17 protein-coding genes and 2 tRNA genes are annotated in these 21,373 nt (G+C 71.1%); 7 read left to right on the forward strand and 12 right to left on the reverse strand.

Annotation, left to right across the window (positions count from 1 at the left end; all coding sequences use genetic code 11):
- Positions 1–359: 359 nt before the first annotated feature.
- Positions 360–2,981, forward strand: a complete 2,622-nt coding sequence (locus AC067U_RS08335) for a YfhO family protein (protein WP_478828832.1) — start codon at positions 360–362, stop codon at positions 2,979–2,981.
- A 329-nt stretch (positions 2,982–3,310) separates the two neighbouring features.
- On the opposite strand, the gene AC067U_RS08340 is transcribed toward AC067U_RS08335, so the two are convergent.
- Positions 3,311–5,932 carry a valine--tRNA ligase gene (locus tag AC067U_RS08340; RefSeq protein WP_478828833.1) on the reverse strand — a complete coding sequence of 874 codons (2,622 nt, stop codon included), beginning with the start codon at positions 5,930–5,932 and terminating at the stop codon, positions 3,311–3,313.
- Between the two features lie 98 nt (positions 5,933–6,030).
- Here AC067U_RS08340 and AC067U_RS08345 point away from each other — a divergent pair, with 98 nt between their 5' ends.
- Both AC067U_RS08345 and AC067U_RS08350 read left to right on the forward strand, forming a co-directional pair.
- Positions 6,031–6,699, forward strand: a complete 669-nt coding sequence (locus AC067U_RS08345; protein ID WP_478828834.1) for a hypothetical protein — start codon at positions 6,031–6,033, stop codon at positions 6,697–6,699.
- A 95-nt stretch (positions 6,700–6,794) separates the two neighbouring features.
- Positions 6,795–7,748, forward strand: a complete 954-nt coding sequence (locus AC067U_RS08350; protein WP_478828835.1) for a hypothetical protein — start codon at positions 6,795–6,797, stop codon at positions 7,746–7,748.
- A 51-nt stretch (positions 7,749–7,799) separates the two neighbouring features.
- Here the strand turns inward: AC067U_RS08350 and AC067U_RS08355 are convergent, their stop codons facing one another.
- The 6 genes from AC067U_RS08355 to AC067U_RS08380 form a co-directional block, all read right to left on the reverse strand.
- Entirely contained in the window at positions 7,800–8,078 is a 279-nt protein-coding gene (locus AC067U_RS08355) for a hypothetical protein (protein WP_478828836.1), read from the reverse strand.
- 176 nt (positions 8,079–8,254) lie between these two features.
- Positions 8,255–9,541 (reverse strand): ATP-dependent Clp protease ATP-binding subunit ClpX, encoded by a 1,287-nt coding sequence (gene clpX, locus AC067U_RS08360; protein ID WP_030201461.1) that lies wholly within the window; start codon positions 9,539–9,541, stop codon positions 8,255–8,257.
- Positions 9,542–9,644: 103 nt separating this feature from the next.
- Positions 9,645–10,313, reverse strand: a complete 669-nt coding sequence (locus tag AC067U_RS08365) for an ATP-dependent Clp protease proteolytic subunit (protein ID WP_478828837.1) — start codon at positions 10,311–10,313, stop codon at positions 9,645–9,647.
- 53 nt (positions 10,314–10,366) lie between these two features.
- Positions 10,367–10,984 (reverse strand): ATP-dependent Clp protease proteolytic subunit, encoded by a 618-nt coding sequence (locus AC067U_RS08370; RefSeq protein WP_478828838.1) that lies wholly within the window; start codon positions 10,982–10,984, stop codon positions 10,367–10,369.
- A gap of 246 nt (positions 10,985–11,230) precedes the next feature.
- Complete coding sequence (gene tig / locus AC067U_RS08375) at positions 11,231–12,619, reverse strand: trigger factor (protein WP_478828839.1); 1,389 nt, start codon at positions 12,617–12,619, stop codon at positions 11,231–11,233.
- Between the two features lie 178 nt (positions 12,620–12,797).
- Positions 12,798–12,874: transfer RNA gene (locus AC067U_RS08380), tRNA-Pro, on the reverse strand.
- Positions 12,875–13,061: 187 nt separating this feature from the next.
- Between AC067U_RS08380 and AC067U_RS08385 the strand changes: the two genes are divergently transcribed.
- The 3 genes from AC067U_RS08385 (at position 13,062) to AC067U_RS08395 (ending at position 14,764) form a co-directional block, all read left to right on the forward strand.
- Positions 13,062–13,132, forward strand: a tRNA-Gly gene (locus tag AC067U_RS08385).
- A 423-nt stretch (positions 13,133–13,555) separates the two neighbouring features.
- Entirely contained in the window at positions 13,556–14,026 is a 471-nt protein-coding gene (locus AC067U_RS08390) for a lactococcin 972 family bacteriocin (protein WP_478828840.1), read from the forward strand.
- Between the two features lie 114 nt (positions 14,027–14,140).
- Positions 14,141–14,764: a hypothetical protein gene (locus AC067U_RS08395; protein WP_478828841.1), complete on the forward strand. Its 624-nt coding sequence runs from the start codon at positions 14,141–14,143 to the stop codon at positions 14,762–14,764.
- Positions 14,765–14,813: 49 nt separating this feature from the next.
- On the opposite strand, the gene AC067U_RS08400 is transcribed toward AC067U_RS08395, so the two are convergent.
- From AC067U_RS08400 to AC067U_RS08410, 3 genes are all read right to left on the reverse strand, one after another.
- On the reverse strand, positions 14,814–15,008 hold the full coding sequence (locus AC067U_RS08400) for a hypothetical protein (RefSeq protein ID WP_478828842.1): 195 nt from the start codon (positions 15,006–15,008) through the stop codon (positions 14,814–14,816).
- A gap of 139 nt (positions 15,009–15,147) precedes the next feature.
- Positions 15,148–15,597 (reverse strand): HD domain-containing protein, encoded by a 450-nt coding sequence (locus AC067U_RS08405; RefSeq protein ID WP_478828843.1) that lies wholly within the window; start codon positions 15,595–15,597, stop codon positions 15,148–15,150.
- Positions 15,594–16,988: a pyridoxal phosphate-dependent decarboxylase family protein gene (locus AC067U_RS08410; RefSeq protein ID WP_478828844.1), complete on the reverse strand. Its 1,395-nt coding sequence runs from the start codon at positions 16,986–16,988 to the stop codon at positions 15,594–15,596. The genes AC067U_RS08405 and AC067U_RS08410 overlap by 4 nt, the downstream gene beginning before the upstream one ends.
- Positions 16,989–17,271: 283 nt before the next feature.
- On the opposite strand from AC067U_RS08410, the gene AC067U_RS08415 reads away from it, so the two are divergent.
- Positions 17,272–17,772 carry a DUF4232 domain-containing protein gene (locus AC067U_RS08415; RefSeq protein ID WP_478828845.1) on the forward strand — a complete coding sequence of 167 codons (501 nt, stop codon included), beginning with the start codon at positions 17,272–17,274 and terminating at the stop codon, positions 17,770–17,772.
- A gap of 57 nt (positions 17,773–17,829) precedes the next feature.
- Here the strand turns inward: AC067U_RS08415 and AC067U_RS08420 are convergent, their stop codons facing one another.
- Both AC067U_RS08420 and AC067U_RS08425 read right to left on the reverse strand, forming a co-directional pair.
- The gene (locus AC067U_RS08420) at positions 17,830–20,289 is read right to left on the reverse strand and encodes an ABC transporter permease (RefSeq protein ID WP_478828846.1); all 2,460 of its coding nucleotides are present in this window, start codon (positions 20,287–20,289) and stop codon (positions 17,830–17,832) included.
- Positions 20,286–21,167, reverse strand: a complete 882-nt coding sequence (locus AC067U_RS08425) for an ABC transporter ATP-binding protein (RefSeq protein WP_478828847.1) — start codon at positions 21,165–21,167, stop codon at positions 20,286–20,288. The genes AC067U_RS08420 and AC067U_RS08425 overlap by 4 nt, the downstream gene beginning before the upstream one ends.
- Positions 21,168–21,373: the final 206 nt, after the last annotated feature.

Below are 21,373 nucleotides of genomic sequence, written 5' to 3' on the forward strand. Positions count from 1 at the left end.
GCGGGGGGCGAGGGGCGGGAGCGGGGGGGCGAGAGCGGGGGGGCGAGAGCGGGGGGGCGAGAGCGGGGGGGGGCGGGGAGCTGGGAGCTGTCACGTTCGGCTTTACCGTCCACCCGGTCGATCGAGCGGCCGGACGGCCGGGAGGTCGGGCAACCAGACGGGCGGGCGGTGCGCCCGCGCCCTCCCTGCGCCCGCACCCTCGACGCCTCGCGCCGGCCGCGCTCCGCGACACCGTGATCATGGCCGCATTGCCGTCGTCCGGTAACCGGATTTTTCAGCGGAATACATAAGATGCCGCTAGCCGACGGCCTTTGAGCCGGCCGGGGGGAACCGACGCAAAGGCTGAAGGACACAACTTCATGATCACCGCTGCGATAACGCCTGCCGCAAAACTCCGTGCGGCCGGGCGTCTCCTGGGGCCTGCCGGTCCCGCGACAGCCGACGGCCGGGCACGCGCCCGCCGCGAAGCACTGGCCGCACTCACGGCCGCCTTCCTTTCCATGGCGGCGTACTGCGCGGGTCTCGCGGCCCATGGCACCTACCCGTTCGGGCCCGCCCCGCGCGCCGTCAACGACCTGCGGCACCAGTACGTGCCCTTCCACACGTATCTGTGGGACCTTCAGCACGGCACCGCACAGGGCGACCTGTTCTTCACCTGGCAGAGCGGATACGGCGTCGGCTTCCTCGGCGACTTCCTCACCTATCTGACGAATCCTTTCTCCTGGCTCGCCGGGCTGTTCGGCCGCAACCAGGGCGAACTCGTCGTCTACGTCGTCAGCCTGTGCAGCATGGGCCTGGCGGCCGCCCTGATGACCGTCTTCCTCGGCCGGCTGCGGCCCGGATCGCCCTGGCTGCGCGCCCTGCTCGCCACCGGCTACGCGGTCTGCGGCTGGGGCGTGGTCGAAGGCACCGTCGTCCCCATGTGGACCTGGGGCCTGGTCTCCCTGCCGCTGCTGGGGCTGGCGGCGGACTGGGCACTGACCGGCCGCCGCCCGGTGCTCGGCAGCCTCGCCGTCGCCGTCTGCTGGGTCGGCAACTTCTACACCGCGGCCATGGCCACCATGGCCGCCGCGCTGGTGCTCGGACTCCGGCTGGCCCTGGCCGACACCGACGGGCGGACCCGTGGCCGGGTACTCCTCCGGGCCGCCCTGACGACCGGCACCGGGCTGCTGCTGGCCGCGCCCGCCGTCCTGGTGTGCGGGCTGGCCAACGCACAGTCGCAGCCCACCGACCGCTTCGTGGTCAGCGTGGACACCGAGCCGCTCACCTACCTGGCCATGCTCATACCGGGCACCCTGCCCAAGTACCCCGCCCCGAACGTGTTCGCGGGCATCCTCACCCTGCTGCTGGTGCTGGCGCTGCCCTTCCAGTCGAAGGTGCGCCCCCGGGAACGGGCCGGCTGGCTGGCCCTGCTGCTGCTCACCGCCGTCTCCTTCGTCATCACCCCGACGGCGAAGCTCTGGCAGGGTCTGACCCTCCCGCACGGCGCACCCTTCCGCGAGTCCTTCGTCCTCAGCGGCCTGATGGCGATGGCCGCGTGGATCTGCCTCGCCCACATGCCTCGGGTCCGCGCGCTGGCCGGCGGCGCCGGACTCCTCGCCGCACTGGTGCTGCTGACGCACGACCAGCAGCCCGTCAACGACTACGCCCTGACGGTGGCGCTGCTCGGCGGGACGGCCGTCACCGCCCTGCTGACGGTGTACGCGCGCGGCCTGCGGCGGCCCGGCCGGATCGCGGTCGTCGGACTGCTCGCCGGGACGGTGTTCGCGAGCACGGCGTACGCGGTGTACGGCATCGCGGTACTGCACGACCCCCGGGACCGCGGCCCCGCCCGCGCCACCACCATGACCGAGCTCGGCGAGAACGCCCGCCGGGCGCTGGCCGGACGGACCGACTGGGCACGGACGGGACGCGCCGACCACGGTCCCGGAGTGTTCGTCACCAACAACGACGCCATGCTGCTCGGCGGGCAGGGCGGCTCGTACTACAGCAGCTACGTGACCGTGGAGACGGCGACCGCCCTGCGCGACCTCGGCCTCGGCTACCGGATGGGCGGCCGGCACCTGCAGTCCGCCCAGAACCCGGTCCTCCAGGCCCTGCTCGGCATCGGAACGGTGCTGGAGCCGGTGGGCCGGGACGGCATCAGGGCCACGGTGCGTCCGGCGCCGCCGCTGGTCACCGTGCGGGCACCGGGCAGCGACCAGGCGTACGGGGCGCCGGCCGGATCGGTGTGGGCCCGGCAGCAGGCCGCGCTCGGGGCCCGCGTCTACACCGTCCCGGAGCCGGCCCACACCGGTGGCCCGGCCGACGGGCGCACCGCCGACGGCTCCGGCTTCCGGCTGCGGAAGGCACAGGGCGAGGGCGCCGACCAGTGGACCTCCTTCACCGCGCAGTGCCCGCCGGGGACGCGTGCCCTCCTCCACGCGCCCTCCCTGTACGGCGTCGCGCGCTCGGAGACGGGCCCGAAGCAGGGTTTCCTCGGTGACCCGCCGGTGGTCAGCGCCGCCATGAAGGAGCTCGGGCCGGTGCCGGCGGACGGGCGGTTCTCGTTCTCGGTGCGGGCGGCGAAGGACGGGCAGGTGCTGCCTGCGGCGGCACTGGGCTGCCTGGACGGGGCCGCGCTGGAGGCCCGGATCGCCGAGCTGAAGTCCACGGCGGGCGCGGTGTCCGTCCGGACCGGCGGTCACTCGGTCACGGCGGAGTTGCCGGCCGGCGCGACCGGCACGGCCGTGGTCGGCACCACGGCGGTGCCCGGCTGGTCCTGCTCGGCCGATGGCGGCCCGTCCCGCGCGCCGGTCTCGTACCAGGGCCTGCTGGGGGTTCCGCTGGGCGAATCCGGCGCGAGCCGCATCTCCTGTACGTACACCCCGCCGGGTCTGAAGGCGGGCCTGGCCGGCACGGCACTGGGCTCCGCCCTCCTGTGCGGCGTGCTCCTCTGGCCCCGGGCCCGCCGCCACCTGGCTTCGCGGCGCGCGACCTGACCCCTGCGGGGCGTCCGTCACCGCGGCCCCGCCGGGGGCGGCCCGCCCCTGGTGCGGGGTCCGAACCGCAGCCGGACCCGGGGCGGGGGCGGCTGCGCGAGCCCTCGCGGGACCGGGGTGCCGTGTGCCCACCTCCCCCAGACTCCGTCCGGGGGGACCCCCACCCCCAAGCTCTCGGCTTCGCTCGAGCAGGTGGGACCCCCATCGCCCCGGCGGCACGACTGCCCACACGGCCGCCGGCCGTTCCCCGGCGCACGGCCCCCGCCCGGGAACGGCGAAGGGGCCCGGCACCGTGTTGGTGCCGGGCCCCTGCCTCGTACTGCGGGCGGCTACGCCGCCGGGAGGGCGGCGAGCTGGGCCTGGATGCGGGCGATGTCCGCCTCCGCCTTGGCCAGCCGGCCCTTGATCTTGTCGACCACGTTGTCCGGCGCCTTCGCCAGGAACGCCTCGTTGCCGAGCTTGGCCTCCGCCTGCTGCTTCTCCTTCTCGGCGGCGCCGAGGTCCTTCGTCAGCCGCTTGCGCTCGGCCTCGACGTCGATCGTGCCGGACAGGTCCAGCGCGACCGTGGCCCCGGCGACCGGCAGGGTGGCGGTGGCGCTGAAGCCCTCGCCCTCCGGCTGGAGGCGCAGCAGCTGGCGGATGGCCGCCTCGTGCGCGGCCAGCTGCGTACCGGCCAGGTCGAGGCGGGCCGGGACCTTCTGGCCCGGCTGCAGGCCCTGGTCGGCGCGGAAGCGTCGGACCTCGGTGACGACGGCCTGCAGGTTCTCGATCTCGGCCTCGGCGGCCTCGTCGCGGAAGCCACTGTCGGTGGGCCACTCGGCGACCACGAGGGACTCGCGGCCGGTGAGCGTGGTCCACAGGGTCTCGGTGACGAACGGGACGACCGGGTGCAGCAGGCGCATCAGGACGTCCAGGACCTCGCCGAGGACGCGGCCGGAGACCTCGGCGCCCTCGCCGCCCGCGAAGAACGTGGTCTTCGACAGCTCGACGTACCAGTCGAAGACCTCGTCCCACGCGAAGTGGTACAGCGCCTCGCTGAGCTTGGCGAACTGGAAGTCCTCGTAGTACGCGTCGACCTGCGCGACCGTCTTGTTCAGGCGGGACAGGATCCACCGGTCGGTGGCGGACAGCTTCTCGGCCGGCGGCAGCTCGCCCTCGACCGTCGCACCGTTCATCAGCGCGAAGCGGGTCGCGTTCCAGATCTTGTTGGCGAAGTTCCGGGACGCCTGGACCCAGTCCTCGCCGATCGGCACGTCGGTGCCCGGGTTGGCGCCCTTGGCCAGGGTGAAGCGGACGGCGTCGGAGCCGTACTTGTCCATCCAGTCCAGCGGGTCGACGACGTTGCCGAAGGACTTCGACATCTTCTTGCCGCGCTCGTCGCGGACCAGGCCGGTCAGGGCGATGGTCTTGAACGGGGCCTCGCCGTCCATGGCGTAGAGGCCGAACATCATCATCCGGGCGACCCAGAAGAAGATGATGTCGTGGCCGGTGAGCAGGACGTCGGTGGAGTAGAACTTCGCCAGGTCCGGGGTCTTCTCCGGCCAGCCGAGCGTGGAGAACGGCCACAGGCCGGAGGAGAACCAGGTGTCCAGGACGTCGGTGTCCTGGTGCCAGCCCTCGCCCGTCGGCGGCTGCTCGTCGGGGCCGACGCAGAGGACTTCACCGTCCGGGCCGTACCAGACCGGGATGCGGTGGCCCCACCACAGCTGGCGGGAGATGCACCAGTCGTTGAGGTTGTCGACCCAGTCGAAGTAGCGCCGCTCCATCTCCTTCGGGTGGATCTTGACCCGGCCGTCGCGGACCGCGTCACCGGCGTCCTTGGCGAGGGTCTCGACCTTGACCCACCACTGGAGGGACAGGCGGGGCTCGATGGTCGTGCTGCAGCGCGAGCAGTGCCCGACGGAGTGGACGTACGGACGCTTCTCGGCGACGATCCGGCCCTGCTGGCGCAGGGCGCCGACGACGGCACTGCGCGCTTCGAAACGGTCCAGGCCCAGGAACGGGCCGTGGACGGTGATGACACCGCGCTCGTCCATGATCGTCATGTTGGGAAGGCCGTGGCGCTGCCCGATGGCGAAGTCGTTCGGGTCGTGGGCGGGCGTCACCTTGACGCAGCCGGTGCCGAACTCGGGGTCGACGTGCGTGTCCGCGACGACCGGGATGGAGCGGTCGGTGAGCGGCAGCTTGATGAGCTTGCCGACCAGGTGCTTGTAGCGCTCGTCGTCCGGGTGGACGGCGATGGCCGTGTCACCGAGCATCGTCTCGGCGCGGGTGGTGGCGACGACGAGGGTGTCCTCGCCCTCGCCGTACTTGATGGAGACGAGCTCGCCGGCGTCCTCCTGGTACTCCACCTCGATGTCGGAGATGGCGGTCAGGCAGCGCGGGCACCAGTTGATGATGCGCTCGGCACGGTAGATCAGCTCGTCGTCGTAGAGCTTCTTGAAGATCGTCTGGACGGCGCGGGACAGGCCCTCGTCCATGGTGAAGCGCTCACGGGACCAGTCGACGCCGTCGCCGAGGCGGCGCATCTGGCCGAGGATCTTGCCGCCGTACTCTTCCTTCCACTGCCAGACCCGGTCGACGAACTCCTCGCGGCCCAGGTCGTGGCGGGACTTGCCCTCCTCGGCGAGCTGCTGCTCGACCTTGTTCTGGGTGGCGATGCCGGCGTGGTCCATGCCGGGCAGCCACAGGGACTCGAAGCCCTGCATGCGCTTGCGGCGGGTCAGGGCGTCCATCAGCGTGTGCTGGAAGGCGTGGCCCAGGTGGAGGGAGCCGGTGACGTTCGGCGGCGGGATGACGATGGTGTACGCGGGCTTCTCGCTCTTGGCGTCGGCCGTGAAGTAACCCCGCTCCACCCAGCGCTCGTAGAGCTTCCCCTCTACCTCGGCCGGCGCGTACTGGGTCGGCAGTTCGGAGTGGGGGCTGCTGGGTGTCTGCGTGTTCTCGGTCACGGGGCACAGGATACGGGCGGGCCCGCCCCCGTTACGAATCGATACCGCGCAGTGGCCACCCGTTGACCTTGGTCCTGCCCGGGCCGTCTGATGCGGGCATGAACGAGATCTCCCCGCAGCCCGTCCCGACGTCCCAGCCCACGGCCGATCCGATGGTCCACCCCGGCTACACCGTGGCTCCCGCCCCCTCGAAGAAGAAGCGCGCCCTGCGGACCACGATCCTGGTGCTCGCGGGCGTGGCCGCCCTGGTCGGCGGCCGGATGGCGATGAGCGCGCTGCTCGGCTCCGACGCGCCCGAGGACGCCGGCCGCTACAAGCTGGTGCCGCCCGCCTCCTTCCAGGGGCTGACGCTGCAGGAGTCCGGGCCGCGCGTGGACGCGATCAAGCAGGGACAGGGTGCCGCGCAGCCGGGCGTCGAGCGGGTGGCCGTGGTCTACGCCGACCAGGGCGGCACCGCGCAACTGGTGGTCAGCGGCGCGTACGGCTCCTTCGCCGACAAGGACCCGGGCGAGGCCCTGACCTCCGCCCTCCGCGACATGGGGATGCCGGAGGGGCAGATCACCGAGCACGACGCGGGTGAGCCGGAGGGCGGCGCGCTGCGCTGCGGACCGCTCGCCGTCGGCGGCGCCACGCTGTCCATGTGCATGTGGGCCGACCACAGTTCGCTGGTCTCGGTGACCGTCCCGATCGAGAACAAGGCGCCGGCGACCGCCGAACTGGCCGAGCGGGCCCGGGCGCTGCGGACCGCGATGGAGGTGATCTCGTAGTGGTTCGGTAACGCCTGGGACCCCGGCGCCCTGGATGTCACCTGCTTCCGCCAGGATGTGTGGAGCAGATAAGAATCCTCTAGGGGGACGTCGACATGAGCTACAACCAGCCCGGCCCGTACGGCCAGCCGAATCCTTACGGCGGCCAGCCGCAGCAGCCGAACCCGTACGGCCAGCCGGCCCCGCCGCCTCCGCCGGGCCAGCCCGCGCCGGGCTACGGCTACCCGCAGCAGCCGGGCGTCCCCCCGCAGGGCCAGCCCCCGGCCTACGGCTACCCGCAGCAGCCGGGCGTGCCCCCGCAGGGCGGCGCCCCGTACGGCGGCGCCCCGGTGGGCGGTTACCAGCAGCCGCCGAAGAAGTCGAAGACGGGCATCATCGTGCTCGCGGCGGTCGTCGCGGTCGCGGCGATCGGCGGCGGCGCGTACCTGCTGCTGGGCGGCGACGGCGCGAGCAACAGCGACGTGTCCGCCGACACCAAGGGCTACAAGCTGGTCGCGCCGGAGTCGGTGGACGAGTTCAAGAAGAACGACAAGGACAAGGGCGAGACCTTCAGCTCGAAGGACAAGCAGGAGGCCGAGGCCGCCGGCATCAAGGACCCCCAGGGCGTCTCGCAGTCCTACCAGATCGGCGACAAGAGCAACCCGCTCGCGGCGAAGCTCCTCACGTTCGAAGGCGTGTACGGCGACATCGCTGACCCGGAGAAGGTGATCGACGGGTCTTTCGCCAAGGCCAAGCAGGAAATGACCAAGGACGGCGACAAGGACGCTTCGGGCGAACTGATCGGCAGCCCGAAGGTGATGAACCCGTCCGGCTTCTCGGGCGCCATCATGAAGTGCCAGGAAATCAAGGTGACGCCCAAGAAGTCCTCTGAGAGCCCGCTCACGAAGCCGTTCACGGTCGCTGTGTGCATCTGGGCCGACTACAGCACCAGCGGTACGGTCCTCGCGATGGACTTCGCCGCGATGGTCGGGGGCGGCAACGGCTACACAATGGACCAGACGGCGGGGTACGCCGCGAAGCTCTACAGCACTGCGCGCGTCAAGAAGTAATCGCCCGGCGGCCAGCCGACACGCCTGCCGTGCAGGCTGGCCACAGCCGGATCAGGCAGCTTCCTGGCACGCCACGACGGCGTGCTCACGCTTGACCCCGATGTTGATCAGACCCATGAGGCACTGAGCAAATGCCTGCGGCCTCGTCCATTCACGGACACCTGCCTTGCAGGCAGCCTCCACCTTCGGGCCGATCCGGTATCCCCGGTCGAACAGGTAGAGCTGGCAGTCACCCTGATCGGCAGCCGCCGGTGAAGCCGCCAGGACCGGCAGCGCTGCCGCCATCACCGTCGCCGCCACCACGCCGATGACGCGCTTGTACTCGGGCATCCCGCCCCTTCCCTCAAAGTTACCTACCGGTAAATGATCAAGGATGGGACGGGTGAGATCAAATCAAATGGTCACATCCAGCCACTTGTGGCCACAGTTGACGCAGAAGCTTCATAGACAACAGGAAGGGGCGCCCCGGATGATCCGGGGCGCCCCTTCGTGGTGTTCAGCTGCGGCTACGCCGACTTCTCGTGCGGCCCCTGGTCCTTCGGGACGATCCGCGGGACCAGCGTCGGGTTGACGTTGGAGCGGACCACGTCGGCGGTGATGACCACGCGGGCCACGTCCTTGCGGGACGGGACCTCGTACATCACCGACATCAGGACCTCCTCCATGATGGCGCGCAGGCCGCGCGCGCCGGTCTGGCGGAGGATGGCCTGGTCCGCGATCGCTTCGAGTGCCTCGCGCTCGAAGTCCAGCTCCACGCCGTCGAGTTCGAACAGGCGCTGGTACTGCTTCACCAGCGCGTTGCGCGGCTCGACGAGGATCTGGAGCAGGGCCTCGCGGTCCAGGTTGTGCACCGAGGTGATGACGGGCAGACGGCCGATGAACTCGGGGATCATCCCGAACTTCACCAGGTCCTCCGGCATGACCTCCTGGAACTGGTCGCTCGCCTCGATCTCCCGCTTGGAGCGGATCGTCGCGCCGAAGCCGATGCCCTTGGCACCCGCCCGGGCCTCGATGATCTTCTCCAGGCCCGCGAATGCACCGCCCACGATGAACAGCACGTTCGTCGTGTCGATCTGGATGAACTCCTGGTGCGGGTGCTTGCGGCCGCCCTGCGGCGGGACCGAGGCCGTCGTGCCCTCCAGGATCTTCAGCAGGGCCTGCTGGACGCCTTCACCCGACACGTCGCGCGTGATCGACGGGTTTTCGCTCTTCCGGGCGACCTTGTCGATCTCGTCGATGTAGATGATCCCGGTCTCGGCCTTCTTGACGTCGTAGTCCGCCGCCTGGATCAGCTTGAGCAGGATGTTCTCGACGTCCTCGCCGACATAGCCGGCCTCCGTCAGCGCGGTCGCGTCGGCGATCGCGAACGGGACGTTGAGCATGCGGGCCAGCGTCTGGGCGAGCAGCGTCTTGCCGGAGCCGGTCGGGCCCAGCAGCAGGATGTTGGACTTCGCCAGCTCGATGGCGTCGTCACGGCCCTGCGCGCCGCCGTTCTCGCCCGCCTGGACCCGCTTGTAGTGGTTGTACACCGCGACGGAGAGCGCCTTCTTGGCCGGCTCCTGGCCGACGACGTAGCTCTCCAGGAACTCGTAGATCTCGCGAGGCTTGGGGAGTTCCTCCCAGCGGACCTCGCTCGTCTCGGCGAGCTCCTCCTCGATGATCTCGTTGCAGAGGTCGATGCACTCGTCGCAGATGTACACACCGGGTCCTGCGATGAGCTTCTTCACCTGCTTCTGGCTCTTTCCGCAGAACGAGCACTTGAGCAGGTCGCCGCCGTCACCGATGCGTGCCACGAGGTGCTTCCCCTTCGCCTGGGAGACGCTTGGTTCAGCGCTCCTGGTGCCTCATATCCGACGGTACCTTGCCGGGGCCCCGCTTCGGGGCCCCGTGCAAGTATCAGGCCGCGTTCATCTTCCGGGTGGAGATGATCTGGTCGATCAGGCCGTAGGCCAGAGCGTCCTCAGCGGTGAGGATCTTGTCGCGCTCGATGTCCTCGCGGATCTTCTCGATCGGGGTCGAGGAGTGCTTGGCCAGCATGGTCTCCAGCTGGTCGCGCATGCGCAGGATCTCGTTGGCCGCGATCTCCAGGTCGGAGAGCTGCTCGCGGCCGGTGCCGCCGGACGGCTGGTGGATCAGCACGCGGGCGTTCGGCAGGGCCATCCGCTTGCCGGGGGTGCCGGCCGCCAGCAGGACGGCGGCGGCGGAGGCCGCCTGGCCCATGCAGACCGTCTGGATGTCCGGCTTCACGAACTGCATCGTGTCGTAGATGGCCGTCAGCGCGGTGAAGGAGCCACCGGGGCTGTTGATGTAGATGGAGATGTCGCGGTCCGGGTCCATCGACTCCAGGCACAGCAGCTGGGCCATGACGTCGTTGGCGGAGGCGTCGTCGATCTGCACGCCGAGGAAGATCACGCGCTCCTCGAAGAGCTTCGCGTACGGGTCGTACTCGCGCACGCCCTGCGAGGTGCGCTCGACGAAGCGGGGGACGACGTAGCGGTTGTCCACCTGGGCCCCGGTGTAGAGGCCGCTCGCGGAGAAATTGTTCTGCATCTGGGGGTTCACCATCCTGGTGCGTTCTGCGGGCTGGGGCGGGCTGCTGTCCGGGTACCGGGCGGCCGTCAGGCCCCGGTGCCGCCGCCGCCCGGGACGAGGGACGCGGCCGAGATGATCTCGTCGATGAGGCCGTACTCCTTGGCCTCCTCCGCCGTGAACCAGCGGTCGCGGTCGCCGTCGCGGATGATCGCCTCCACGGTCTGACCGGAGTGGTGCGCCGTGATCTCGGCCATCCGCTGCTTCGTACGGAGCAGGTACTGCGCCTGGATCTTGATGTCCGAGGCGGTGCCGCCGATGCCGGCGGAGCCCTGGTGCATCAGGATGTCGGTGTTCGGGAGCGCGAAGCGCTTGCCCGCCGTACCGCCCGTGAGCAGGAACTGGCCCATCGAGGCCGCCATGCCCATGCCGATGGTGACGACGTCGTTCGGGATGTACTGCATGGTGTCGTAGATCGCCATGCCGGCGGTCACGGAGCCGCCGGGGCTGTTGATGTAGAGGTAGACGTCCTTCTCCGGGTCGGCTGCCAGGAGGAGGAGCTGCGCCGTGATCTTGTTGGCGATCTCGTCGTCGACCTGCTGGCCGAGGAAGATGATCCGCTCGCCGAGCAGCCGGTTGTAGACATGGTCGCCGAGGCCGCCACCGATCGACGGCTCGCCCGCAACGTAAGGCATCAGATTCGTCACGTATCCACCTGCTCGTCTCCGACGGCTTCACGTGCCGTCTCAGCGTCTCGTTCCGAGGGCAGTGCCCTCATAGTCATGGACCCTAACGCGCAGGTCGGACAACACCATCCCGCTTCCCGAACTGTTCGCTCGGAGCGCAAGGTCCGCGCACCCCGCCGCGGGGGCGCGGAAGGGCCCGGACGCGTGCGCGTCCGGGCCCTTCCGGTACAGCTCAGAGCAGCGCCCGGAGGCGGCCCTCAGAGGCGATCACTCGCTCTCGTCGGCCTTGGCCTCGGTGTCGCCCTCGACGGCCGCCTCGACCGTCTCGACGACCTGCTCCTCGTCCTCGTCGGACAGGTCGACGACCTCACCGTTGGTGTCGACGACCTTGGAGCCCTCGACGACCAGCGCGAGCGCCTTGCCGCGGGCGACCTCGCCGACCAGCATCGGGACCTGGCCACCCTCGACGACCGCCTGGGCGAACTGGTCGGGGGACATGCCGGAGGAGGCCGCACGGCGGACCAGGTGCTCGGTGAGCTCGTCCTGGTTGACGTTCAGCTTCTCCTTGTTGACCAGGGCGTCCAGCAGGAACTGGGTCTTGATGCCCTTGATCGCGGCTTCCTTGGTCTCGGCCTCGAACTCCTCGACCGTCTTGCCCTGGAACTCCAGGTACTTCTCGAGGGTCAGGCCCATCTGGCCGAGCTGGTGGTGCTCCAGGTTGTGCTTGCGGGTGTTGACCTCGTCCTCGAGCAGCTTCTCGGGGACCGGGATCTCCGCGAGCTCGATGAACTTCTCCAGCACGCGCTCCTGGGCCTGGGTGGCCTGGTCGTACTGCTTCATGTTCTCGAGGCGCTTGCGGCTGTCCGCCTTCAGCTCCTCCAGGGTGTCGAACTCGCTCGCCAGCTGCGCGAACTCGTCGTCCAGGGCCGGGAGCTCCTTGGCGGCGACCTTGGTGACCTTGACGGTGACCTCGGCGTCCTTGCCCTCGGCGGAGCCGCCCTTCAGCTGCGAGGTGAAGGTGGCCTCGCCGCCGGCCTCGAGGCCCTTGACGGCCTCGTCGATGCCGTCGAGCAGCTCGCCCGAGCCGATGGTGTAGGAGACGTCGCTGGCGACGCCGTCCTCGAGGACCTCGCCGTCGACCTTGGCCTCGAGGTCGATGGTGACGACGTCACCCTCCTCGGCGGCGCGCTCGACGGTGTTGGTGGAGGCGAAGCGGTTGCGCAGCTGCTCCACCGACTTCTCGACGTCCTCGTCGGTGACCTCGACGGCGTCGACCTCGACCTCGATGCCGGAGAAGTCCGGGATCTCGATCTCGGGGCGGACGTCGACCTCGGCCGTGAACGCGAGGACCTCGCCGTCCTTCAGCTCGGTGATGTCGACATCGGGCTGACCCAGCGGGTTCAGGTCGGCCTCGTTGACGGCCTCGGTGTAGAACTTCGGGAGGGCGTCGTTGACGGCCTCCTCCAGCACCGCACCGCGGCCGAAGCGCTGGTCGATGACCCGGGCCGGGATCTTGCCCTTGCGGAAGCCCTTGACCGTGACCTGCTGGTTGATCTTCTTGTACGCCGCGTCGAGGCTGTCCTTGAGCTCCTCGAAGGGCACCTCGACAGTGAGCCGAACCCGAGTCGGGTTCAGGGTCTCCACGGCGCTCTTCACGGTTAGGTCTCCTTGTGGCTGACTTCTGGGGTTCTGCCGACGCTGCGTATTCAGCGGTCCGGCGGATCGGGCCCGGCACATCAGACACACGGGCACGCAGCTTGCATAGTAACCGCAGCCGGGAAGCAGCCCACAACGCGATCATCGACGCGATCTTCGCGGATGGTGGTGCAGGTGGTGGTCGGGGTGGCCGGATTCGAACCGACGACCTTCCGCTCCCAAAGCGGACGCGCTACCAAGCTGCGCCACACCCCGTCGGTGCGAACGTAGGGTACATGCCCGTGGACGGTCCCATGCGCAGGGTTTTCCGGCGCGGAACGGACGTATGAGTCAACGGAGAAGCCATCGGGCGGACCACCGGCGGGAAAGTGATGTGCGATCCGCCGACCGGACCCGCTAGGATGCTGTCCGTGCCGGGGTCACCGACCATGGCGCACCTTACGCGGGCGTAGCTCAATGGTAGAGCCCTAGTCTTCCAAACTAGCTACGCGGGTTCGATTCCCGTCGCCCGCTCTGAAGCACTAAGGGCCAGGTCAGAGGACATTTCCTCCGCCTGGCCCTCAGTCGTTCCCCGGGGCCGCCGAGGGCGTCGGCGGCCCGCCGCGCGAGCGGTGCCGCGGCCCGCGGTCGTCAACTCCCTTGTACCGGCCCCGGCTGACGGGGCGGGGGCCGCCGGCGGAGCGGGGCGGATCCCCCGGCCCGGACGCGGTGCGCCCGGACGCGATGCACCCGGCCGCATACGGGCCCCACCAAGCATCACCATGCAATTCATTCCCCTCACTCCCTCTTACCGGATCCGGACGCACGCCCGTCCCGCGAGACCCGCCGGCCCCATCGAGAATTAATTGTCCATTCAATCAACTTGCCAAATCCCTCCCCAAAGAACATGATCTTCTTCTGGCCACCACGGGGGCGGCCAGACAAGGGGGATTTTCCATGAAGAAGTTCGGCAGGACGGCGATTTTCGCTGTTTCGACCGCAGCCCTGATTTCCGGCGCCTTGACCACGCCGGCCACCGCCGCCGAAGCCACCATTGGCCCGGCGAAGAGCAGCACCTTCTCCGTGCACAAGCGCGGAGACGGCACCAAGGCACCCGCGCAGCTGGGCGACCCCAAGGAATGGGGGATGGTGAAGCTCGCGCTGCCCGACTCGCCGAAGAACGGCATCAGCATGAGCCCGGCGACCATCACCCAGGTCGGCGGCGGAACGTGGAGCTATGGCTGGCAGGCCCGGGGCGCTCACAAGTACTGCTACTCGAACTACTACCACCCCAGCGTGAAGCACGGTTCCACCGTGAACATCGCCGGTTACATCATCAAGGACGTCGTGGAAGCCGGGCAGACGTCCAACGCCAACCACACGGCGGGCCACGCCTACGCCTGCTACACCTACTACGCCAAGTACTAAATCCCCGTTGCCCTGCACTCGGCGCCCCGGGTTCCTGCGCGATCATCAGCACGGGAACCCGGGGCGCTCGCCACATCCCCTTCAGCTGCTTTCCGCAGGATGAGGAAACGTAAAATGATTCTCCCGCGTACCCGCATCGCGCCCGTGCTGGTCATCCTCGGGGCAGGTGCGGCGATTGGCGTGCTCGGCGCACTCGCAGGCAAATACGACGGCCCGATTTTCCACGCAGTGAGTCTCGTGTTCTCCGCGGGATGGTCGTGGGCGTGTTTCGGCTTTCTGGTCGGCTACCTCCGCCAGTCGAAAGCGGAGGCGGCTTTGCTCGCCTCTTCGGCATTGGCGATCGGTGTGGTCGTGTACTACCTGCTCAAGGCCTTGAGTCCGGTTGCACCGATCGGAATGGACGTCGCCGTCGGGCCGAGCGGCGGCGAATGGTCGAAGATCGCGGTCTGGGGAACGCTCGCCTTCCTCTTCGGCGCCCCGCTGGGGCTCCTCGGAAACCTGGCACGAATCCCCGGCATCGCCGGCCTTCCGTTCCGTTTGCTCGTTCCGCTGATCGCTTTTTTCGAGACCTCTTCGCGTCTGGGCGTGGAAGCGGCCACTGCGGGGCCGGCCGCCGAATCCACCTGGAGCACGATTCGCGTGCTCGCCGTCCTCGCCGCCGTGGCGCTCCTGGGACACGTGGTGTGGGGGTGGCGCACTCGGCGCGACAGCCCGGAGGTCAGGGAAGGTTCGCGCTGAGCCTGTTGAGCCTGTTCGCCAGCTGCGACAGGCAGTCCGCGGACACCCTTTAGATCTTGATGCCGGCGATGGTGTCCGCGAGCGAGGTCAGGAAGCGGTTCACGTCCGGGGCGATGGAGCTGGAGGCGAGGAAGAAGCCGAAGAGGACCGCGACGATGGCGGGGCCCGGCTTGAGGTTGTTGCCGCGGATCAGCACCACCATGATGACCGCCAACAGCACCACTACTGACAGCGAAATGGCCACTACTGATCACACCTTCGGTCGTCCCCTGGTCTGCCAGGGGCACGGCCGCGCTGCGCGCACCCCCACATGGTCCATCGTGCCACCAACAGGCCCTGGATATCCCCCTCCTGGGGGGTCGTTTCTGCCAACTGTGGTGGTTTCAGAGGGAAAGCAGCGCGCGCATGTGCGCGTACTTGGCGGTGAGCCGCTCACGGGTCGGCTCGTCCAGGGCCGCCAGGCGGGCCGGGTCGGCGTTGTGCGCCAGGTCGGCCTCCTTGACCAGCAGCGCTCCGGGGGTCCGCAGGATGCGTGCGGCGTAGTCCCCCGACGGCTCGCCGGGGCGCTTGGTGACCGCCAGGACCATTGCCTTCACGGAGGGCGGCAGGGCGGCGGAATCCAGCCAGGTGAGGGACAGGGCCTCGTCCTCGATGGAGTCGTGCAGCCAGGCGGCGGCCTGCTGTTCGGCGCTGCCGCCGCGTGCGCGGACGCCCTCGGCGACGGCCGCGAGGTGTTCGGCGTACGGTCGGCCCGCCTTGTCGGTCTGCCCTTCGTGCGCCGTGCGGGCCAGGGCCTCCACCTCCGCGAGCGTGAGCATGCCGTCCGTGGTCATCCGATTCCCTTCGCCGCCGTACGGAGGGCCAGCGCGGCCCGGCGCACATCCGATTGCGTCGTACGCCAGTTGGAGAACGCGGCGCGCAGTGCGGCGGTTCCCTCGAACACGGTGGGCGTGACGAACACCTCGCCGTTCGCGGCCTCCCGGAGCGCCCTGAGGCGCTCCGGGCTGGGGGTGTCGGCGAGGGTGAAGCAGACGACGTTCAGCCGGACGGGCGCGAGCAGCCGGAACGCGGGGTCCGCCGCGAGTTCGGCCCCCAGTGCCCGGGCGGAGGCGACGTCCCGCTCGACGATCTCCCGGTGGCCCCGGCGCCCGTACGCCCGGAGGGTGAACCAGGCGGCGAGGGCGCGCAGCCGGCGGGAGTTCTCCGGGGTGAGGTGCACCAGGTCCGGGTCGGGCCCGAGCGGCCCCAGGTAGGCGGCGGAGTTGGCGAACACCCTGGCCTGGAGGTCCTGCCGGCGGGTGAACTGCACGGCGCTGTCGTAGGGCACGTTGAGCCATTTGTGGAGGTCCACGCACAGGCTGTCGGCAAGCCCGAGCCCCTCGACGAGGTGGGCGTGCTCCGGGGAGAGCCCGGCGAACGCCCCGAACGCGGCATCGGTGTGCAGCCAGAAGTCGTGGTCGCGCTTGAGGGCGGCGACGGCGGTGAGGTCGTCGAAGTCCACGGTGTTGACGGTTCCGGCGTTGGCGACGACCACGGCCGGCCCGGGCGTGTCGGCCAGGGCCCGGGCCAGCGCCACCGGGTCGACGGCTTCCCGCCCCGGCAGGGTGGGCACCTTCACCAGCGAGTTCCGCCCGAGCCCGAGCACGGACAAGGCCTTGGCGATGGAGGAGTGCGGGGCCCCGGAGAGGACCCGTACGGGCCCCAGGGCCGCTGCGCCGTCCTCGGCCGGGGAGACTCCGAGCCGCTCGCCGAGCCATTCCCGGGCGATGGCCAGCCCGGTGGTGTTGGACATGGTGGCGCCACTGACGAAGGTCCCGCTGTGCTCCGGCCCGAGCCCGAACAGATCACGGAGCAGGCCGACCGTCTCGCGTTCGAGTTCCTGCCCGGCTCCGTCCAGGGCCGAGTTGGAGTTCTGGTCGTGGACCCCGGTCAGCCAGTCGCCGGCCAGCGCCGCGGGGGTGGCCCCGCCGGTGACGAACCCGAGGTAGCGGGGTCCCGCGGAGGCCGACAGCCGGGGCGCCCACCGCTCGCCGAACTCGGCGAGGGCCTGCTCCAGGCCGCCGCCCTCCTCCCCCAGCGGGCCGCCGGGGGTGACCCCGTCCACAGCGGCCGGTGGCACGACGGGCCGGGCGTCGAGGCCGTCGAGCGTGTCGGTGGCGTACCGAAGGGTCAGCCCGAGCAGTTCGGGCAACCGGCGGAGATCTGCGGCGAGGCGGTGGTCCATACGCCCACGCTAGACGCGCCCCCCGACCCCGGCCCCGGGCCAATGCGCCACAAGTGGCCCGCCCGGCGCATGGGCCCGGGTCTGCCTGCGGGAGCACGACTCCGCCTAGGGTCGGGGGATGAACGTACAGGGGCGGATGCGGGGTATACGAAGGAGCACGAGCGGCGGCCTGGCCGGATGCGCGCTCGTGTTGGCGGCAGCCACCGGCTGCGAAACGGCGCCCCCACCGGACCGGGCCGCCGGCCCGACGGCGGGGGTTCCGGCGCCGGGCGCGTCCGTACCCATGGACCTGGGCCCGCCGGCGCCGACGGGCGCACCGGGCGGGCAGGGGCCGGCGGCCCCCGGCCCCTGCCCGCCGGACGGCGTCCTGCTCCGCGAGGGCACCGGCAATGCCGCGATGGGCCTCCGGGTGGAGGACATCGAACTGTTCAACTGCGGGACCGTCCCCTACGAACTGAACGGCTACCCGGACATCCGCCTGCTCGACGCACAGAAGACCCCGGTGGAAGTACAGGCAGGACACGGCTCGAACGGAATCTCCACGGGCACCGGCCTGGACGACCCCCCGCGCGAGGTGGTCCTCCAGCCCGGCCAGTCGGCCTCGTTCGGCCTCCTGTGGCGGAACCTGGTCACCGAATCGACCGTCCCGGCCACGGAGGCCCGGCACCTCGACGTACAGCCACGCCCCGGCGCACCGCGCCAGACCCTGACCCTCACCCGTCCGGTCGACCTCGGCAACACCGGGAAGCTGGGTCTGGGTCCCTGGAAGGAGCAGGCCCGTTGATCCTCCGGCGGAACGCCCCGGCCCCCGTGGGCCGACCGGGGATGTCAGCCCTCCCCTTCATGCCCTCCCCAGCACCCGCCTGGCCGGTACGGCCGTCGCCGCGAAGCCCAGGGCCAGGACTGCCGCCGCCAACGAGGCGTACAGGGCGGGCGGGACGTACGGGCCGCTGCCGGTGACGGCGCGGGTCAGCGGGTGCAGTGTCGCCAGGGCGATGGCCGTACCGAGGGTGATGCCGGCGGCGGTGACCAGGAGTGCCTCCCACCGGATCATCCGGAGGACTTGACGACGGGTGGAACCCACCAGGCGGAGCACCGCGAGTTCGCGGCGCCGGTCGAGGATGGTCATCACCAGTGTGTTCGCGGCGGCGATCGCGGCGAAGCCGCCGAGGACGGCCGCCATGGTGGTGTTGGCCCAGGCGTTCAGCTCCCGCTCCGTACTCTGCGCCGTGGCCCAGCCGGTCCGGTCCGTGACCCGCCCCGAGGACGGGTCCGGAGCGGGACCGCCCTTGACCAGCAGTTCGGTCGGGAACAGCGAGGTGGCGTGGCCACGGAGGTCGTCGACGGGCAGGGTGATCCGGCCGAAGCCGAGACCCCGGGAGTAGACCGCGGCGACGGTCGGCGTGGCCGCGGTGCCGTCCGGCAGGCGGATCGGCAGTCGGTCGCCCGGCCCCACCCCGGCTGCGTCGGCGAGGGTGCGGTCGACGGCGACCGTGCCCGGCCGGACCGCTTCCAGGGAGCCCTGTCGTACGTCGAGGTCCTGAACGCGTGCGAGGGCGGACGGCGGGCCGGCGAACGCCTGGGCGGGGACGGGGTCGTGCCGGCGTTCGAGCCCGGAGCCGACCTGGACCAGCAGTCCGGTACGGGTGACCGGGACGACCGCCTCGGCACCCCCCGGCCCCGGCCCCGGCGCCGCACCGTACGGGCCGGCAGGACCGGTGAGACCGGTGACCACATGGTCGGCGAGCAGCCCGGCCCGCTGCTGGTCCCGGGTCGCCCGGTCCTCGCTCGTGTGCAGGAAGACCAGCGTGGACGAGAAGGCCATGGCCAGCACGATGGGCGTGATGGCGGAGGCCAGCCGGCGGGCGTTGGCGCGGGAATTGGCGGCGGCCAGCTCCCCGGCCGGTCCGGCCGCGCGCAGCGGGAGCCCGAACAGCGCCGCGAACAGCCGCGCGATCAGCGGCCCGAGCAGGGCCACGGAGAGCATGAACAGCATGACCACGCCGAGGGCGGCGTTCGCCGAGTCCTCGCCGGTCGTGGAGGCCGCCAGCCCGGAGCAGGCCATGCCGCCCGCGAGCGCGGCGAGTCCGAGCGGCGTACGGATCCACCCGGGCCGGAGACGTTCCACGGCTGCCGCGGCGAGCGCCTCGCCGGGACGGATACGGGCGGGCCGACGTGCGGCGGCACGGCCGGCCACCAGGGCGGTCAGCAGCCCCACACCGACGGCGACGGTCAGCGGGATCCAGCCGACGGCGAGCTCCACCTCCCGGGGCACGGCCCCCTTCTCCTGCAACCGGCCGAACCACCAGTGGGCAAGGGCGACACCGGGCAGGCAGCCGAGCAGCCCCGCCGCGGGCGCGACCAGCAGCGCCTCGGTGGCGACCGTACGGCGGATCTGGCGCGGGGTGGCCCCGACCGCGCGCAGCAGCGCGAACTCCCGGGAGCGCTGGCCGACGCCGAGCGCGACGGTGCCGGCGGCGGTGAACACGGCCACCATGGCGGCAACCCCGCCGAACGAGCCGCCGATGCCCATGAGGACCTCCTCGGCCGCTGCCAGACGCCCGTCGAGGACCCGGTCGCCACCGGTGAGGACACGGGCGCCGGTACCGGCGAGCGCGTCACGGGCCCCGTCGGCAAGACCCTCGGAACCCGCTCCGGGGCGCGGGAGAAGGACGATGGCGTCGAGGGCCTTCGGGTGCCCGGATAGATCGGCGGCCTCGGCGTCGGCGAACCAGACTCCGGCCCGGTCGGCCTGCCCGACCACCCGGAACTCGCGCCGCCCTGCCGGGGTGTCGAAGGTGACGGCACCCGCGGCAGGGCTCACACCCACGGCGGAGCCCGCGCCCGTCCCCAGGACCACCTCCCCCCGCCCCGGCGCCCGCCCCGTCCTCAGGGCGGCTCCGGTGAACTCGGCGGACCCCCACCCCGCCGCCTGCTGCTCCCCGGCCGCACCGCGTACGGGGAAGACGACGTCCGGCACGGCCCGGCCGACGGCGGAGAGCCGGCCGAGCAGGGCGGTGTCCACCCTGGCCCGGTCCGGGACCGCCTGGGAGCTGGTGTCGGTGTCCTCACCGCTGCCCACCTCGAGGTGGATCTGCTGATCGGCGGCGACGACCACGGGCGCACCGGCGTACCGGGTGGGCGGGAGGCTCGCTCGGGCGCCGGTCTCCAGGAGGATGCCGCAGGCGGAGACGATGGCGACGGCCATCAGCAGGGCCACGAAGGTGCCGACGAAGGCAGCGGGCCGGAACCGTACGGCGGCCCGGGCCAACCCGTTCGCTCGGCACGGCCGGAGGGTCACGCCGTCGCCCCCGCGTGTTCGGTGCGCACGGCACGGGCGGAGCCAGCCGGACCGGCGGTGCGGCCGGTCCGCGAGGCCGGCGACGTCAGACCCGACATCCGGTCGGCCACCGCCGCCGCCGGGCTGCGCGGCATCCGGTCCGCGATGAGGCCGTCGGCCAGGAACAGGACCTGGTCGGCGTGGGCGGCGGCGGCCGGGTCGTGGGTGACCATGACCACCGTGGCGCCGAGCGCGTCCACCGCGCCGCGCAGCAGGGCGAGCACCTCCGACGCGGTGGTGGTGTCCAGGGCACCCGTGGGCTCGTCGGCGAAGACCACGTCCGGCTCGGTGACCAGGGCCCGGGCGATGGCCACCCGCTGCTGCTGGCCGCCGGAGAGTTCGGCGGGCCTGCGGCGGCCCTTGCCGCCCAGGCCGACCTGTTCGAGCAGGGCCGCTGCCCGGCCGTGGTCCTGGCGGCCGCCGGCCAGCCGCATCGGCAGCAGCACGTTCTGCTCGACGGTGAGCGAGGGCAGCAGGTTGAACGCCTGGAAGACGAAGCCGAGGCGGGACCGGCGGAGTTCGGTGAGCTGGTTCTCGTTCATGCCGGTGATCTCGGTGCCGCCGAGGCGGACCGAGCCCGCCGTCGGGCGGTCCAGCCCGGCGGCGCACTGCAGGAAGGTGGACTTGCCGGAGCCCGAAGGCCCCATCACGGCGGTGAAGGTCCCGCGCGGCAGGGTCAGGTCGATCCCCCGGAGGGCGTGCACGGTGGCCTGGCCCCGGCCGTACTCCCGCCGGACGCCCCGCAGCTCGACCGCCGCCGTGGTGTCGTACGCCGGCGCCGCGGCCCGTGCCTCCGGCTGGTCCACGCCGCGCCGTCGTGCGTTCCTCCGCAGCCCCATGGCTTCCCCGCTCTCCGTGTCCGTCTGCTCCCCGACCGCTGCCGGTCCGGCAGTACGACGAACGTACGGATGCCGGAGGGGGCGGAACCATGACGGAACCCGGTGGATCAAGGGTGGGGGAATCCCCACCCCCAGGGTGGTGATGGGGAATCCCGGGGAATCCCGGGGAATCCCCGGGCCGGTGCGGCCCGCACGCAGCCGCGCGG

Source organism: Streptomyces sp. NPDC043853 (assembly GCF_056436025.1).